The 14,474-nt window shown below is 44.4% G+C and carries 14 protein-coding genes; 5 read left to right on the top strand and 9 right to left on the bottom strand.

Annotated elements, in window-relative coordinates; genetic code table 11:
* The first annotated feature begins 45 nt into the window (after positions 1-45).
* The 5 genes from ACYVI9_RS07695 to ACYVI9_RS07675 all read left to right on the top strand — a co-directional run bounded on the left by ACYVI9_RS07695 (position 46) and on the right by ACYVI9_RS07675 (position 3,366).
* Complete coding sequence (locus ACYVI9_RS07695; protein WP_460762877.1) at positions 46-510, top strand: GNAT family N-acetyltransferase; 465 nt, start codon at positions 46-48, stop codon at positions 508-510.
* A 113-nt stretch (positions 511-623) separates the two neighbouring features.
* Positions 624-815 (top strand): DMT family transporter, encoded by a 192-nt coding sequence (locus tag ACYVI9_RS07690; RefSeq protein ID WP_460763023.1) that lies wholly within the window; start codon positions 624-626, stop codon positions 813-815.
* A gap of 74 nt (positions 816-889) precedes the next feature.
* Positions 890-1,408 carry a GNAT family N-acetyltransferase gene (locus ACYVI9_RS07685; protein WP_460762874.1) on the top strand — a complete coding sequence of 173 codons (519 nt, stop codon included), beginning with the start codon at positions 890-892 and terminating at the stop codon, positions 1,406-1,408.
* A gap of 17 nt (positions 1,409-1,425) precedes the next feature.
* Entirely contained in the window at positions 1,426-2,031 is a 606-nt protein-coding gene (locus ACYVI9_RS07680; RefSeq protein ID WP_460762871.1) for an FMN-binding negative transcriptional regulator, read from the top strand.
* Between the two features lie 423 nt (positions 2,032-2,454).
* The gene (locus tag ACYVI9_RS07675; protein WP_460762869.1) at positions 2,455-3,366 is read left to right on the top strand and encodes a mechanosensitive ion channel family protein; all 912 of its coding nucleotides are present in this window, start codon (positions 2,455-2,457) and stop codon (positions 3,364-3,366) included.
* A gap of 120 nt (positions 3,367-3,486) precedes the next feature.
* On the opposite strand, the gene ACYVI9_RS07670 is transcribed toward ACYVI9_RS07675, so the two are convergent.
* From ACYVI9_RS07670 to ACYVI9_RS07630, 9 genes are all read right to left on the bottom strand, one after another.
* Positions 3,487-3,846 (bottom strand): cupin domain-containing protein, encoded by a 360-nt coding sequence (locus tag ACYVI9_RS07670; RefSeq protein WP_460762866.1) that lies wholly within the window; start codon positions 3,844-3,846, stop codon positions 3,487-3,489.
* A gap of 98 nt (positions 3,847-3,944) precedes the next feature.
* Positions 3,945-4,784: an exonuclease/endonuclease/phosphatase family protein gene (locus tag ACYVI9_RS07665; protein WP_460762863.1), complete on the bottom strand. Its 840-nt coding sequence runs from the start codon at positions 4,782-4,784 to the stop codon at positions 3,945-3,947.
* Positions 4,785-4,848: 64 nt separating this feature from the next.
* The gene (locus ACYVI9_RS07660; protein WP_460762861.1) at positions 4,849-5,808 is read right to left on the bottom strand and encodes a sugar phosphate isomerase/epimerase family protein; all 960 of its coding nucleotides are present in this window, start codon (positions 5,806-5,808) and stop codon (positions 4,849-4,851) included.
* 320 nt (positions 5,809-6,128) lie between these two features.
* Entirely contained in the window at positions 6,129-7,199 is a 1,071-nt protein-coding gene (locus tag ACYVI9_RS07655; RefSeq protein ID WP_460762858.1) for an SGNH/GDSL hydrolase family protein, read from the bottom strand.
* Between the two features lie 87 nt (positions 7,200-7,286).
* Positions 7,287-7,922, bottom strand: a complete 636-nt coding sequence (locus tag ACYVI9_RS07650) for a BACON domain-containing protein (protein WP_460762856.1) — start codon at positions 7,920-7,922, stop codon at positions 7,287-7,289.
* Positions 7,923-7,938: 16 nt separating this feature from the next.
* A complete protein-coding gene (locus ACYVI9_RS07645; RefSeq protein ID WP_460762852.1) occupies positions 7,939-9,447 on the bottom strand; it encodes a RagB/SusD family nutrient uptake outer membrane protein in 1,509 nt (502 codons plus the stop codon).
* A 6-nt stretch (positions 9,448-9,453) separates the two neighbouring features.
* Entirely contained in the window at positions 9,454-12,543 is a 3,090-nt protein-coding gene (locus ACYVI9_RS07640; protein WP_460762849.1) for a SusC/RagA family TonB-linked outer membrane protein, read from the bottom strand.
* Positions 12,544-12,646: 103 nt separating this feature from the next.
* Positions 12,647-13,606, bottom strand: coding sequence for a FecR family protein (locus ACYVI9_RS07635; protein ID WP_460762846.1), 960 nt, complete (start codon positions 13,604-13,606; stop codon positions 12,647-12,649).
* A 305-nt stretch (positions 13,607-13,911) separates the two neighbouring features.
* Complete coding sequence (locus tag ACYVI9_RS07630) at positions 13,912-14,433, bottom strand: RNA polymerase sigma factor (RefSeq protein ID WP_460762844.1); 522 nt, start codon at positions 14,431-14,433, stop codon at positions 13,912-13,914.
* Between the last annotated feature and the right edge of the window lie 41 nt (positions 14,434-14,474).

Raw genomic sequence — 14,474 nt, 5'->3', positions numbered from 1 at the left:
CTCCAATATAAAATTAATTTTGATTTAGAAAAATAAGTAGATCAAATGAAAAATAACGAACTCATAATCCGTAAAGCTATTGAAGCTGACAGTGAAAACATTTGGGTGCTGATGAGGGATTTAGCGGTTTTTGAAAAGTATATTGATGTTTTCGCCATCACGCCCGAAATAGTAAGAGAAAGCGGTTTCCGCAAAAATCCTCCGGATTTTCATTGCCTTGTCGCAGAAGTCAATAGCGAAATAGCGGGAATGCTGGTGTACTATTTTCTTCCGTACACGGCACAGAACAAACCAGCAATTTATATGAAAGAGCTTTATGTAGATGATATGTACAGGGGGCAAAAAATTGGCGAGCAGTTGATGAATGCTTTAAAGGCAGAAGCGGTAGCTAATAACTGTACCGTAATAAAATGGACGGTAGCACCTTGGAATAAGGGCGGCAAAAGATTTTATGAACGATTGGGGGCCAAGGAAAACACGGAATGGATAAACTATGAATGGAGCATTTAAAGACATTGACTCAAGTATGAATTGGTTTTTACTAGTTATAGTAGGGCTATTTGACGTAGCATTTGCATTTTGACTTGAAAAAGCAAAAGAACTTCGGGAACAGAAATGTACTTATGGTACGGGGCTTTTTAGTAACGTTATGTATCAGTATGCAATTGCTCATAAATGCAACACAGTCATTGCCAATCGAAACAGCTTATGCAGTGTGGACGGGCATCGGTACTGTTGGGACCGTATTGGTGGGCACACTTGTATTTAAAGAGCCTATCACTTTTTACGGATGCTTTTCATCACTACATCAATAGGCTCAATCATCGGTCTTATAGCAGTTTCCCATTAAAACAACAATACTTATCAACAGAACATAAATTCAGGATATATGGAAAGTATAACAATCAAAAAGGTAACATTGACCGACATCGAACCGTTACAGGAAATAGGCAGAAATACATTTCTTGAAACTTTTTCTGAAAGCAATACCGAAGAAAATATGATAAAATATTTAGAGGATGGTTTTTCTGTTGAAAAGGTGACCGAAGAATTAAATAACAAACACTCAGAGTTCTATTTTGCCCTCTTGGATGAAAAAGTCATCGGTTACCTGAAGCTGAACCTTGGGGCTTCACAAACTGAATTGCAAGACCGCAGCAGCCTTGAAATAGAACGCATCTATGTATTACAGGAATATCACGGTAAAAAGGTCGGGCAGGTATTATACAACAAAGCAATGCAGGTAGCCAATGATAAAAAGGTCAGCTATGTATGGTTAGGCGTATGGGAAGAAAACCCGAGAGCTATCCGATTTTATAAAAAAAACGGATTTGTTGAGTTTGACAAACATATTTTCAGATTAGGGGATGATGAGCAGACTGATATAATGATGAAAAAGTTTTTGTAAGGGGTTAATAATTATATATGTACACACCCAATCATTTTCAGTTTCGGGATAATGCCGAAATAATTGCTTTCATGAAGCAATATAGTTTTGCCACCATAATCACTGTAAAAGACAATGTTCCCATTGCCACGCAACTACCTTTTGTCATTGATGATAGTCAGGATAAGCTGATGTTAAGTGCGCATTTTGCAGTGGCCAACGAACAAAGCAAATACATTGAGGCAAATACATCATTGGTCATTTTCACAGAGCCCCATGCGTATATTTCCCCCGCTCATTATGACAAGCGGGAAAGCGTACCCACGTGGGATTACATTGCCGTACACGCTTACGGGAAAGCTAAAATTATAGACGACAGAGCCGCCCAAATCAGTGCATTGGAACAAATGATACAGTTCTATGAAAAGGATTACTTCGAACAATGGGAAAGTCTTTCTGATAAATTCAAAAAAGGAATGATAAGGGGAATTGTAGTCTTTGAAATGGAAGTAACAGATTTACAAGGTCAAATGAAATTGAGCCAGAACAAAAAGGAAACAGAGCGGCATCGTATAGCAGAACATTTGGCAAAAAGTGAGCATACAGCAGAAAGGGATATCGCAGGTTACATCAGAAAATTATAGAAAGTATGGAGTCAACACGCTAATAAAGCTTTACCTAATGAAATGGAATGTCACCCGCTGGAATCAAAAAGCTGAAAGAGCAATGTGGACAAAGGAAGATGCAAAAGCGTTTAATCACTTTTTGGATTCTCTTGTAACTAAGATCTATCAGTATAGAACTGAACTACTGAATCAGAATATTCCTGTTACCAATATTAGCATCTCCACACTTTACTATTTTAATGTTGTCTTCCGCTATTATTGCAGAAGCTTAGTTTTTCAATAGCTGCTATAAAAATGCAATCGTCGCTGTAAAATTTACCCGAATAATCCTTTTTTTCTGGTCGGGATCGATAATTGCAAAAACCTTACATTTGCCAGACAGTTTAAAATACTATTATTTCGAATGTTTCAGATTCGAAATAGAAAATCCAAAAATTATCAATGAGTTTATTTTTACTACAAAGCGCAGAAGCTTTACAGGAAAGTACGACTAAAGAAGTGGTAAATGCACTGAAAGATTTTAATAAATGGGAGCGTCTGAGCGGGGAATACCTGCCTAAAATTATAGCCGCCCTTGTGATCGCTTTCATTGGTTATTGGCTGATAAAATGGGTCATGCGCCTGTCTTACAAGGTATTAGCAAGAGACAATGTAGACAGGTCACTACAAACCTTCCTTACTTCCGTCATTCGTATCGTCCTGAATCTACTACTGGTGCTGATGATTATCAGCATTTTGGGTATCAATATCACCGGATTTGCGGCTCTATTAGCCGGTGCAGGGCTGGCTATCGGCGGTGCCCTGAATGGCACTTTGGGTAATTTTGCAGGTGGCGTTATGATCCTGATTCTAAAACCGTTTCGCATAGGTGATTTGATTAAAGCCCACGACGTTTTTGGTATTGTTAGTGAAATTGGCATCGTTTATACATCTATACTAACTGTTGAAAACAAAACCATCCAGATGCCCAACGGGATGCTCAGTACAGGCGTGATCAATAATTTTACGGATCAGGACAATCTGCGGATTGATATAAAAGTCCCTGTTGCCGAGGACACAGATATCCTTAAAGCCCGACGCCTTGCGATTGAAGCAATGAAGACTATTCCAGCGGTTATTCAAGACCCGGCACCTGAAATTAAAGTTACCGAGTTAAGTGATGGGGGTCCCATACTGGTACTTTGGCCAAGAATTAAAATCAAACCTTATGACCCTGAAAATCCCCGCCAAATGGAAGATGACTATTACGAGGTTTTCTTTGGTGTTCAGGAAGCCGTATACAATGCCTTTCTTGAAAATAATATTGGCGGCCCATCCAATGTAGTGGATGTGAATATGCGGAAAGTCGAATAATCAACTGTGCAGACTTACATATAGCGGCGTCAAATTTCAGGTTTCTTTTACTGCTGTCCAGCGTGAATGCCAGCGAAACCTAGCCCAGCATAACCTCCAAGCATCTTAACGATAAGGGAGTTAGGGATAAACCGTTGAAACAGCTGTTCTGTCACCTTTCGTCGAAGGCTGTGAAATCACCAGAAATTCCAGCTCTTCCAATGTCTCATTCGCTATATAGTGCTGTGCACCCGGATGCACTAAAATAGATTGTTGGCTTTTCACCAGCAATCGCCTGTCCTCCAGGTAAAAACTGGCTTCCCCTTTAAGAATATAGAATAGCTGCTGCGCTTTCTTGTGAAAATGTAATTGCTCCCGGGTAGCAGCAGGCATTAGTTCCTGTTTGACAGACAGGCCTTCCTGGTCCAGAAGCACCCAACTTCTGCAATTTTCACCCCAGAAATAATGTCCGGCGACCTTCTTGTCTACTATTGTTTCCATCTGATTAAAATTAGAAAAAAGGAAACAATATTACAAGCGTAATTTTCAGCAAATTGAGCTTGCCGTTGTACAGAAAGCGCTCACCGCTACAGCATCGATTACTCAGATATAATAATATCTGCCAGTACGGGCAAATGGTCCTGATCATTGAGTGTGGTATAAGGCGCTGAAACCTTCATGATTTTGATATTACCGCTGGTGATGATATTATCGATATGGCGGTTCGGTCCGTCTTTCATACCCTGAAGCAGTACATCTCCTGCAGCCGTAACGAACCAGCCCTGTGATCCGCCGTTGGCCATATTAAATCCGGCGGCGGGGAAACCTAACAAATCCTTATCTGAAGAGTTGGTGTCGCCAAAACATACAAAATATTTGAGCTTCTTTAACTCTGCTATGAGGGCTTTTAGTGCCTTTTCGTGCCCCTCCTTCTGCCAGGGAATATGTGTCGATATAATCTGTATGGTTCTACCGCCAACTCTCAGATCACCGATTAATGCATAATAATCGCCATGCCAGTATAATTGTCTGAGGTTGCTCAAAGCATAATGTGTGGCAATACCATTGTAAATCCAGGTATGTGCATCCCCGAAATATATATGGCTATAATAAGGCTTCAACAATGCGTCAGTAGCCAGAAAGGTACTGTCCTGATCAAAATAATGGTTCCATTCCTGAACAGCGAGAATATCCAGACCCTGCGCGCCGATCCAGTTCCTCCAGCTCAGTAATGCCTGTTTGATATATTTTTCGGTAACTGATTTGTCATTAGGATACTGCGCTTTGCCCCGCACTTCCAGCCCGCCTTTCATACCCTGGTTAAAATGCCCCACATTGTAAGTACCTACCCGCAATCTGATCGGCAGTGCCGACTCCTGTTGTGCGAACAGACAGGTGGGCAGGCAAATGCCGAAAACAATAATTATCAATAATTTCATAATTCGGTATTTCTAATTTCATTTATTATTAACGACGCCGGGCAGCCCAAAGAATTGCAGTCCACTAGTTCGCCGCCTTCTTTCCAGCCTCGCGCGCCTTCAGAAAATGCTGATACAATTGTTCATAGCAGGACTTCAGTTCACTCAGGTCCTTATATTTCGATTCATACATAAAAGGGCCCTGATAGCCCACCGCATCCAAAGCCACCAGGATGGCTACCCAGTCATTATGTCCTTTTCCACTACAGGGCAGGTAATGGTTCTCGGCCTTATCGGTTCCATCGGCAACATGGATGGTCTTTAGCCGATCGCCCATGGCATAAATCATCGAGGCCGGGTATTTTGCATGGTTCATATCGATGGCCGAATAAATATCTGCCGGCAGGCGATTCATGATTTCTACCGCTTCTTCCACCGTTCTGAAGAGGGGACGTTCCCTGGCAGCATCCCGCAGTAATTCAGGACCAAACATATTCTCAATGACCATTGTGGCCCCGATTGACTTCACCTTTTTATTCAGCGCAACAGCGGATTTGATCATCTGGGTTTTCCGAACTTCTCTTTCATTCAACCCGAGAAAATAGCTCGGGTGAAATAGGATGATCCGGGGCTGCAAAAGCGAACAGTATTCAATAATCCTTTTATGGAATGCTACGACCTGCTGACGTCTGTGTTCATCTGCCAGCGAAAGATCTATATCAGGTCCAAATGGCATATGCACTGACCAGAATTTAATTCCGGCTGCATCGGCAGCTTTCCTGATTTGACGAAGTTTTTCCCGAATCTCCTGATCCGAATAACGAAACTGATAGCCGCTGTCCAACAGGACTTTCAATCCGGTTTCAATATACTCAATACCATTGGCCCGGGCCTTTGCCAAAAACGCCTCGTCCAGAAGCTGGATGCCCGCCGAAACACCTAATGGTAATCGCTTGGGTTTACCAGTATCTGATTGCTGGGTGATAGCGGTTTGGACCAGGCAAAGCATTAGTGCGGACAACAGCGCGCCTTTCATCAATTTCATATATTTATAACCCGTGCCGTAAAACCCAAAAGTCTTTAGCTTTTGGGATGTAAGGCACAAAATTGTTTTTTTGTATAATATAGTAGTATATTTGCAACATCAGTATAAGATGTAAAAACCTCGTAAGGGACTTGCGAGTACACGTGTGGAGTGATAATAAGACTTCTAACTCCTCGGAGCAGTAAGCAAATCGCTGTGAAGCACGAAGCACATTGGTCTTTAGCCAATGGGTAGTTCACTTTGTTCGTGAACTGAATAAGTAACGGCCATAGGCCTCAAAAAATCAATATCCCGATTATACGAAATGGGCCTCCGGCAGCCTAGTTCAAAATCGGTCCGATAAAAGGTTCGATTACCTGTATCATGCGGTCAAATCCCAGATCATTGGGATGTGCGCCGTCAATAGTGCCTTCATGATCCGCGCCCAACAGCTTGTCGCCCCTGATCAGATACAGTCCCTTAACTCCCGCTTTTACTAATTTTTCAAACTCCTGTTCGGCATTCGCATTTTGACGGGCGACCATTTTACGTACTTCCAGATCGAAGTTTCCTTTTTCCCTTACAACAGATTGAATCAGGATAATCGGCGCCTGGGGATGTCGGGCCCGTATTGCCTTAACCATATAGACGGTTCTGGCGCTTATCTGCTCCGGACTGGGATTGGCAAAACAATCCAAAATAAAAGCATCCGCCTGAATGGAAGCTACCATATCCGCCACTTCACGCTCCATCTTTCCGGCACCGCTCAGTCCCAGGTTAATAAATTCAATACCCATCTGGCGGGATAACCGGGCCGGATAAGCCATACCCGGTCGGCTGGCCGAAGCCCCCTGCGTAATGCTGGAGCCATATACGACAACTTTTTTGCGGGTGAAAGGTGAAGGAGCCGAATGCAGTTCAAAGCCGGTATCAATACCGATTGAAAGATTATGAACCGCATCATAGGTAGGCAGGTATAACAGGCACTCTTTTATACCCGCTTCCATATGCGCTACGATTACGGATTCATTACAGGTCTCGGTAGGCCTGCCTACCCCGGCAAAGACCCATTTATCGTCCTTTTTAATATAAAGGTCCAGTCCCTTATTGGCGATCGCTGTCATATTGTTCAGTGTTTTTCCGGGACTGACACACCATTTGGCCGCAATTCGGGGACTATTGGTGGTAAAACTCACCGCCACGCCAGCTGCATGAGTCAGCAGTTTTTTAACGGATCTGGGGAAATCAGGATATTGAAGGGTATCAATACGCTGATAGTTATTTAACGCAAATGCCTGTCCAATCCGGGTGAAAGCAAGTGCGTCAGTATACTGAAGACTGCTTGTGGTTGCCTGACCAAACACCGTATATGACATAAACAGGCTGACCAGAAGGACGAGAAGTTTGCTCATTTTTAAAATTTGGAAATTATACATGATAAGTGCATTCCCGTTAAAGATAAATAAGGTCGCCGCTTTCCGCAAATCCAACATCTAATTTTACAATCCCAGCTGGTTGACCTGCACAGAATCTTTCAGATTCGTACCCAGGATATCCTGGTAACTCAGATACACCATTGCGGATCGCGCCTCCGCTCCCGGATTGGCGGCGGTATTGAAATTCAGATTTCCTTCTACCAGTTCCAGACCGGAGATCCAGTCGCTACCGCCTATATAGCTGATCTCCGGCGACAACAGGTCTAAAGATAAAGTCGTCGTAATCGCCGCCTGGATAATCCCGCCAGCGGCGGTGGCTGATACGGAAGTCGGCTTGATGGCCAGACTGGGTGCCAACAATCCACGCTGCCCCAGTTTCAGGGTATCTGATTTGTCACCTGCCTTAAATAGCAATGTTGCGGCCCGGGGGAAATCCGAAAGATTCTCTGTAACGGAAACAATCGCATACTCGGTACCGTTTCCCGATCCCTTCTGAATTTTTAGCCAGGGTGCTGTTTCTTTCAGTTCCATCACCCAGGCGTGGTCGGAATACACGACAATTTTTGTCGTATCCGCAGGTGCATTGAAAATAATAAATCTGGAATCCAGGGCCAGATCAGTATTAAAAACCGTATCCTCTTTCTTACAACCTGCAATAAGAAGAAAAACTAAACCGGAAATTATCATTAATTTATTCATCGTCTTCTTGTATTGATTATTTATAAGCTTCATTGGTTAAAACCCCGCCCGACCGGTCCACTTCAGACTGGGGTATGGGATAGTAGGCGTGGTAAGGCCGGAGATTTGTTTTAATCGCATCGACTTCTTCAGCAGAGGTGGCAGATACCCTTTCGTAGAAATCTCCCCATCGGACCAAATCCCATTTCCGACCGTATTCACCATATAATTCCCGTGCCCGCTCCTTCTTAACCTCTTCCCGGAATGCTTCCTTGCCCGGATAAGCCCCCAGTACCAATCCTATATCAGCCCGGCCTTTCACTTCATTCAGGGCCTCCATGGCTGTAGCTTCATCGCCTAACTCGTTTGATGCTTCCGCGAGCATCAGGAGCGCATCGGCAAATCGAAATACTTTCTGGTTATTATTATCCTTCTGTAAATCCATGGCCGGGCACCAGAACTTAGGTCCTGGCCAGGGCTTTCCGGTGAAGTTATTAGAAGCCGGACGCTTGAACCATTCGCCATTGTGGGTATAGGCCAGCGTCGTATTCCTGCGGGGATCAGAAATATCATATAAGGACATAAAATAATCAGTGGGCGTAGCCGGCGTAAAAGTGGTCGTAATGGATCCCAGTTCGGGTATGGAGACGCCGTCATAGAGATCACCCGTGGTTCTGGTGGGCGTCATCTGTGTAGCCACATTGCTGATCTTCACAATGCCTGCGTACTGTACTTCGAAAATGGATTCCATCCGGTTCTTATTTCTAAACCAGGTATCTTCCAGACTGTACTGGGAAAGTGCGCCATAGATGCTTTTGATTTCATTCATGGCCGTAGCACAAACCGCCCATTTCTGATTCCATAATGCCAACTTACCAATAAGCATATACGCCATTGGAGCGGCTACCCGGTTGCTCGCTAAAGTAGAACTTTTAACCTGCGGAAGATGGGGTGCCCAGGACTGCAGATCGGCTATCAGACTGTCCCGGGTGGCAGTTGCCGAGGTTCTTCCCATCTGTGCCACTTCCATCAGGGCATCAAAACTGGCACTTGCGTCGCTGGTATAATAGGGCACATCACCGAACACACTGGTCAGCACATAATAGTACAGCGCACGCAGGGTAACTGCTTCGGCAATCAGGGGTGCTTTTTTCTCCTCTTCAAAACCGGTGGACCTTTGTATGCCCGCGATGGCGGAATTGCAAATCATAATTCCATTATAGGCCGCCGTCCATATCCCGTCACCGAAACCTGGATTGGAAGGAGACATCCCGAAAGACTGATCCACGCCGTTATTGGTGAGATAAGACAGGTCACTTGTATACTCGGTTGCCATCATCAGGTCCCCACGGTATATATTATACAGCTTGATATAACAGGCGTTCACGGCTGATTGGGCCTGCGCTTCTGTCTGATAAAAATTGTCCCCGTTCAGGAAACTCTGGGGTTTTTCCTCCAGAAACTTCTCACAGCTGCCCAGGGTCAGCAATATTAGTGACAGCGTCCAATTAAAAAGCGTTTGCAAATGTCTATTGTGATATTTCATAATTTATCAGAATTTTAATTCAGCAGTGAAAGTAATTGTCCGGTTCGGAGGAAAGGATCCGTTGTCCACGCGTCGCAAAGTGGATGAGGTGCCGCTGGTATTCACTTCCGGATCGTAGCCCAGGTAATTTTTCAGGAGCATCAGGTTATTCCCATTCACAGATAGTACCAGTGATTTCAGTTTGGACCGGGTGATCTTTTGTAAATCAAAATTATATCCCAGAGAGGCAGCTTTCAGCCGCAGGAAACTGGCGTCGTAGACAAACCGGTCATTGGGTATGTCATCCTTGGAATCTGTTCTTGGAATCTCTGAATCAGGATTGCGCACCGGATGATATCGATTCACCATGAGTTGCTGCTGGTTGACCAGATAGACGCCGGTCATATTGAACATGCCACCGGGATAATACATATCGCCGCCCAGAGAATAATTAAAATAGATAGATAAGAATGCCTTCTTATAACGGAAAGTGTTCTGCCAACCTCCATACAGATCCGGATCGGCATCGCCGAGAATCACCATATCATCGCTGTTCATCAATCCATCATTATTCTGGTCAATATAGCGCTGCCGTCCTACTGTGTAGTAGGCCGCAGACGCAGAAATGTACTTTTTATCGGTTTCATTCCGGGTTAGTTCGTCCTCGGATTTCCAGACGCCTGCATACTGAAAACCATATATGGCATTCAATGGCTGCCCCGTCTGGTAACCATTGATCATGTATTGGGCGCCATAACTGTAGGTATTGGTTACCACGCGGCCCACCATGCCAATATCTTCTACCATTTGCTGGTTATGCGCAGCGGTAAGACTTGTAGTCCAGCCAAAATCCTTTCTCCGGATCACTTGATAATCCATAGTCAGCTCCAGTCCTTTATTGGAGGTTTTCCCAAAATTCATTAACCTGGAACTGAAACCGGTGTGTGTAGGCATCTGAACACTTAACAGGAGATCCGAAGTGTTACTTTGATAGGCTTCCAGGGTGATATTGAGACGTTTTCTGAAAAACGACATATCCAGACCCGCATTGTAAGTCGTGGTTTTCTCCCATTTCAGTCCTGAGTTGGAAATACCCGATGGGTAGAAGGCAACGGGCTGTTCCCCACCAAAGATGTATCCAGATGTAGTTGAACCCAGACGACTGACCGACTGGTATCGGGATATGGCGTCATTCCCGGAAGTTCCTGCACTAAGCCTTAAGGCCAGGTCGCTGAATGGGGAATGCTCCATAAATGATTCCCGCATAATATTCCAGCGAATCGCTACAGAAGGGAAATAGGCCCATTTATTATTGGCAGCAAAATTGGATGCCCCATCCCTTCTCAGTGTCGCAGTCAGGTAATATTTCTGATCGAAATTATAATTCAACCGCGCCAGATGTGACATTCTGGTTTGCAGCTCTTTGCTGCCGCTGACATTCAGATTCTGCTTATCAGGGATAGACCCTATATCCCAGAGTGCCGTTTCATCACTATAATACCCACTCCCCCCTACGGATACCCGGTAAAAATTCCTTTTCTGAACGGTGAAACCATACATCGCATCCAAATGATGGGCATTCCCAAACTGATGCTTATAGGTTAATGTATTTTCATTGAGCAAATTGTCATTCTGATCAATCCGTTTGGATGTTGCATTCCCCGATTTCACCCGACTGGGCATGGTGGAAGGAACCAGGGCATTATTATTAATGTCATACTTGGAATAAGATAACGAGGAATGAAATAAGAGGTCCTTTACCGGAGTAATGTCCAGATAAGCCATGGAAGTCAGGGTGCCAGTCTGCGATGTATTCTTTCTCAGCGTGGCATCAAATAAGGGCAGGTCCGACACGCCCCCCGAATAATTCTGGGAGTTCCAGCTGTTCAGCGTACCATCTTCATTATATATAGGTACAACTGGTGCCACGGAGGTGAAGGCAACGCTCCAGTTGTTGTAGGCACCCAAATAACGCATCGGTTGATCCTGGGTGCTGTTGGAATAAGCCATGCGGACCCCTCCTTTGGCATATTTACTGAAAGTCTGATCAAAATTCAACCGAAACTGATAACGTTTGAAACCGCTGCCCAAAATAACCCCATCGATATCATCGTACCCGCCGGAAATAAAATACCGGGTATTGGCCGAACCACCCGTCACAGACAGCGAGTAATTGGTAAACGGAGCGGTTCGTGTCAGGGCCTTCTGCCAGTCAGAACCAGTACCCAGTGACAATGGATCCGGATAAGGGTAATCTTCCAGCGGTTTGGTCCGGTTAGCGGTGCTGGAATAATAATACCGGTCATTGATCAGTTGGGCAAATTCCGTCGCATTCATCAAATCCAGGTATCCGGACATTTTGGCAAATCCCCTGGACATCCGCGCAGTAATATCCGCTCTGCCATTTCGATCTTTCCCGGATTTTGTAGTAATAATGATTACACCATTGGCACCTCTGGAACCATAAATCGCCGTCGACGAGGCGTCTTTCAGTACGCTTATACTGGCGATATCAGCCGGATTCAGATCATTCAGGTTATTGATCCCGTCCATTACACCATCGACAATATACAGTGGTTCATTGTCCGCCGAAATAGATCGGGTACCGCGGATGCGTACCGTCGTACCAGAGCCAGGCGTACCATCTGTCGACATAAATTCCGCACCGGCGATGCGCCCGGCCAGCATCTGATCAACCCGTGGCACAGGAATATTGTCCAGGTCTTCCATCTTGACCGTGGATACCGCACCGGTAAGATCACTTTTCTTGACGGTTCCGTAACCGACAGCGACCACTTCCACGGCTTCCAGATCATTGGTTCTGCTGCTCAACCGAATCAGCAGACTGCTTTTCTCTGCGGAAGCTACCATAAAACCTATCAGTGAATCGGGACGGTAACTCACATGCGTAAAAAACAGATTATATCTGGTTCTTATAGAAACATCTGTCAGTGCAAAAGATCCCAGAGAATCGGAAAGAAAACTTCGCTGGATTCCCGTTTTCGGATCCAGCATCAGGATAGTTACTCCCGGAATCTCAGTTCCGTCCTCTGATAGCACTTTTCCCTTAACCTGTACCTGTTGTGCAGTCAACTGTTGCATTAATAGTAAAGACATTAGCACCATTAATGCGGGCTTGATTTTTTTAAACATGGGCTGATAGAATCTGTTGGCTGTAGAAGCCTGATGAATAGTAGTTAATTACCGATTAATCCGAGGTTTATTTTTTACGTTGGGTTAATATTATTTTCCTTCCCTGCATCTCGTAGGACAAATCATGTATCTCACAGATGGCATCCATGATGGTTTTAATTGAATCCTTCTGAAACAGTCTGCCCGTTATACGATACCGAAGTATTTCCGGGTCTCCTACTTCGATCTTGACTTCAAACTGTTGTTCCAGCTTTGGAATCATCGCAGAAAAACTGGAATTCCTAAATCGGATACTGTTGTTCGTCCATAACACTTCATCAGCAGACCGGATTTTTGCCACGCGGGGTCGCTTAACAGATAACGGCGCTGCTTCTGAAACCACCCTGTTTACCCGGGCGGTGCCCTGTTCCATATTTATATCACAACTCTCTCCCGGTTTCATAAAAATGGAATCCATTGAAATTGCAGAAGGATCAGCACTGATCACTATCTTTCCCTGCTCCAGATATACCTGGATATTTTTATGTTCCGCCGTGGTTCGCACCCAAAATTCTGTCCCCAGGACCGTTACAATAATACCATTATTAACCACCCTGAAAGGTCGGTCTTTATCATGCTGCACTTTAAAATAAACATTCCCACTGGTGATGCTGACGATACGATTGCTTTCGAAATCACCTCCATAAATAATAGCTGCTGAAGGCCGCAATAATATCTGACTGCTATCTGGAAGCATATACCACATATCCGCTGCAGTACGATTTTCTACCGGGAACCCTTTCACAGCAGCAACCGGACTTTCTGCTACTGATCCCGGCGTTTTCGTCATTGAAAACAGATAAAATCCCATAGCGAATAATAAGCCCGTTATGGAAGCCGCCATCATCCATCGCCGCATCCGGATCCTTCTTTCCCGCATGAAAATCTGGCCCAGCATCCGCCTTTTATACAGGGGGTCCGTCTGTACCACTGCAGCTTCCGCATCAAATATCTTTATCGAATCCAGCAAATCCGGATGCGTTTTCAAATAACCATATACCCAATTTGCCTCTTCGGGTTCGCAATCATTGGCAAAAAATCTTCCGACTAAATATTTGATTTCCGATTCCGACATCAGGTACTTATACTTTATAATACGTTTGAAAGTCTGCGACTACCTACTCTCCCAAAAATATTTTTTAACAAAAAAACTGGAGGCAACAAAAACACTGAATACGCCTGTCCAATCATTACAGAAGGGAATCGGCAAAATTTATCTATTACAGGGCGAAGGTCTGAGATCGAAAATGTGACGCAGCGGCTCCTGCTGCTCAGATAGTAAATCATTGAAAACTAAAGGGTGTGAAGAAACACGGATATTACGGAAAGAGAGAATATTTTGCGCAATTGCTGCAGGGCTTTCAGGACATGCGCATCCACGGTTTTGACGGAAATATTAAGCATATCCGCTATTTCCCTATGAGAAAGACCATCAATATAGGCCATAACAAATACCTTCTTCCGTACCAGCGGTAACATCTCGATGGCCTGATTGAGTTGATCTTTATATTCAAAGGCGGTATACTGCCGTTGCGATTGTTGCACCTGATGTAGCTGGCTTACCAGTTTCTTCTGATGCGCCTCTTTCCTAAGCCAGTCGATGAGGACCTGTTTGCCTTTCCGGAACAACTGTTGTTCAACTGAAAGATGCTCATTAAAAGAGTCCCGGTATTTCCAGAACTTTATGAAAGTTAACTGTGTCAAATCAAGAGCAGTTTGCTCGTTTTTAGTTTTATTAAGCAGACCGGTGAATACAATATCGTGGTACCGGTTAAATATTTCCGTAAAATACTCCTCGTCAATAACCGTAGACATAATCAACTAAATTAGTAAGTTTCTGCAATTCAAATGGCCTC

The sequence above is a fragment of the Niabella terrae genome (assembly GCF_054783135.1).
The sequence above is the reverse complement of the archived record's forward strand: the minus strand, read 5'-3'. Positions and strand labels throughout refer to the sequence as shown.

Excerpts from the sequence above, each read along its gene's own strand:
- ACYVI9_RS07695 (WP_460762877.1), top strand. The coding sequence starts at position 46 with ATGAAAAATAACGAACTCATAATCCGTAAAGCTATTGAAGCTGACAGT.
- ACYVI9_RS07690 (WP_460763023.1), top strand. The coding sequence starts at position 624 with ATGGTACGGGGCTTTTTAGTAACGTTATGTATCAGTATGCAATTGCTC.
- ACYVI9_RS07685 (WP_460762874.1), top strand. The coding sequence starts at position 890 with ATGGAAAGTATAACAATCAAAAAGGTAACATTGACCGACATCGAACCG.
- ACYVI9_RS07680 (WP_460762871.1), top strand. The coding sequence starts at position 1,426 with ATGTACACACCCAATCATTTTCAGTTTCGGGATAATGCCGAAATAATT.
- ACYVI9_RS07675 (WP_460762869.1), top strand. The coding sequence starts at position 2,455 with ATGAGTTTATTTTTACTACAAAGCGCAGAAGCTTTACAGGAAAGTACG.
- ACYVI9_RS07670 (WP_460762866.1), bottom strand. The coding sequence starts at position 3,846 with ATGGAAACAATAGTAGACAAGAAGGTCGCCGGACATTATTTCTGGGGT.
- ACYVI9_RS07665 (WP_460762863.1), bottom strand. The coding sequence starts at position 4,784 with ATGAAATTATTGATAATTATTGTTTTCGGCATTTGCCTGCCCACCTGT.
- ACYVI9_RS07660 (WP_460762861.1), bottom strand. The coding sequence starts at position 5,808 with ATGAAATTGATGAAAGGCGCGCTGTTGTCCGCACTAATGCTTTGCCTG.
- ACYVI9_RS07655 (WP_460762858.1), bottom strand. The coding sequence starts at position 7,199 with ATGAGCAAACTTCTCGTCCTTCTGGTCAGCCTGTTTATGTCATATACG.
- ACYVI9_RS07650 (WP_460762856.1), bottom strand. The coding sequence starts at position 7,922 with ATGAATAAATTAATGATAATTTCCGGTTTAGTTTTTCTTCTTATTGCA.
- ACYVI9_RS07645 (WP_460762852.1), bottom strand. The coding sequence starts at position 9,447 with ATGAAATATCACAATAGACATTTGCAAACGCTTTTTAATTGGACGCTG.
- ACYVI9_RS07640 (WP_460762849.1), bottom strand. The coding sequence starts at position 12,543 with ATGTCTTTACTATTAATGCAACAGTTGACTGCACAACAGGTACAGGTT.
- ACYVI9_RS07630 (WP_460762844.1), bottom strand. The coding sequence starts at position 14,433 with ATGTCTACGGTTATTGACGAGGAGTATTTTACGGAAATATTTAACCGG.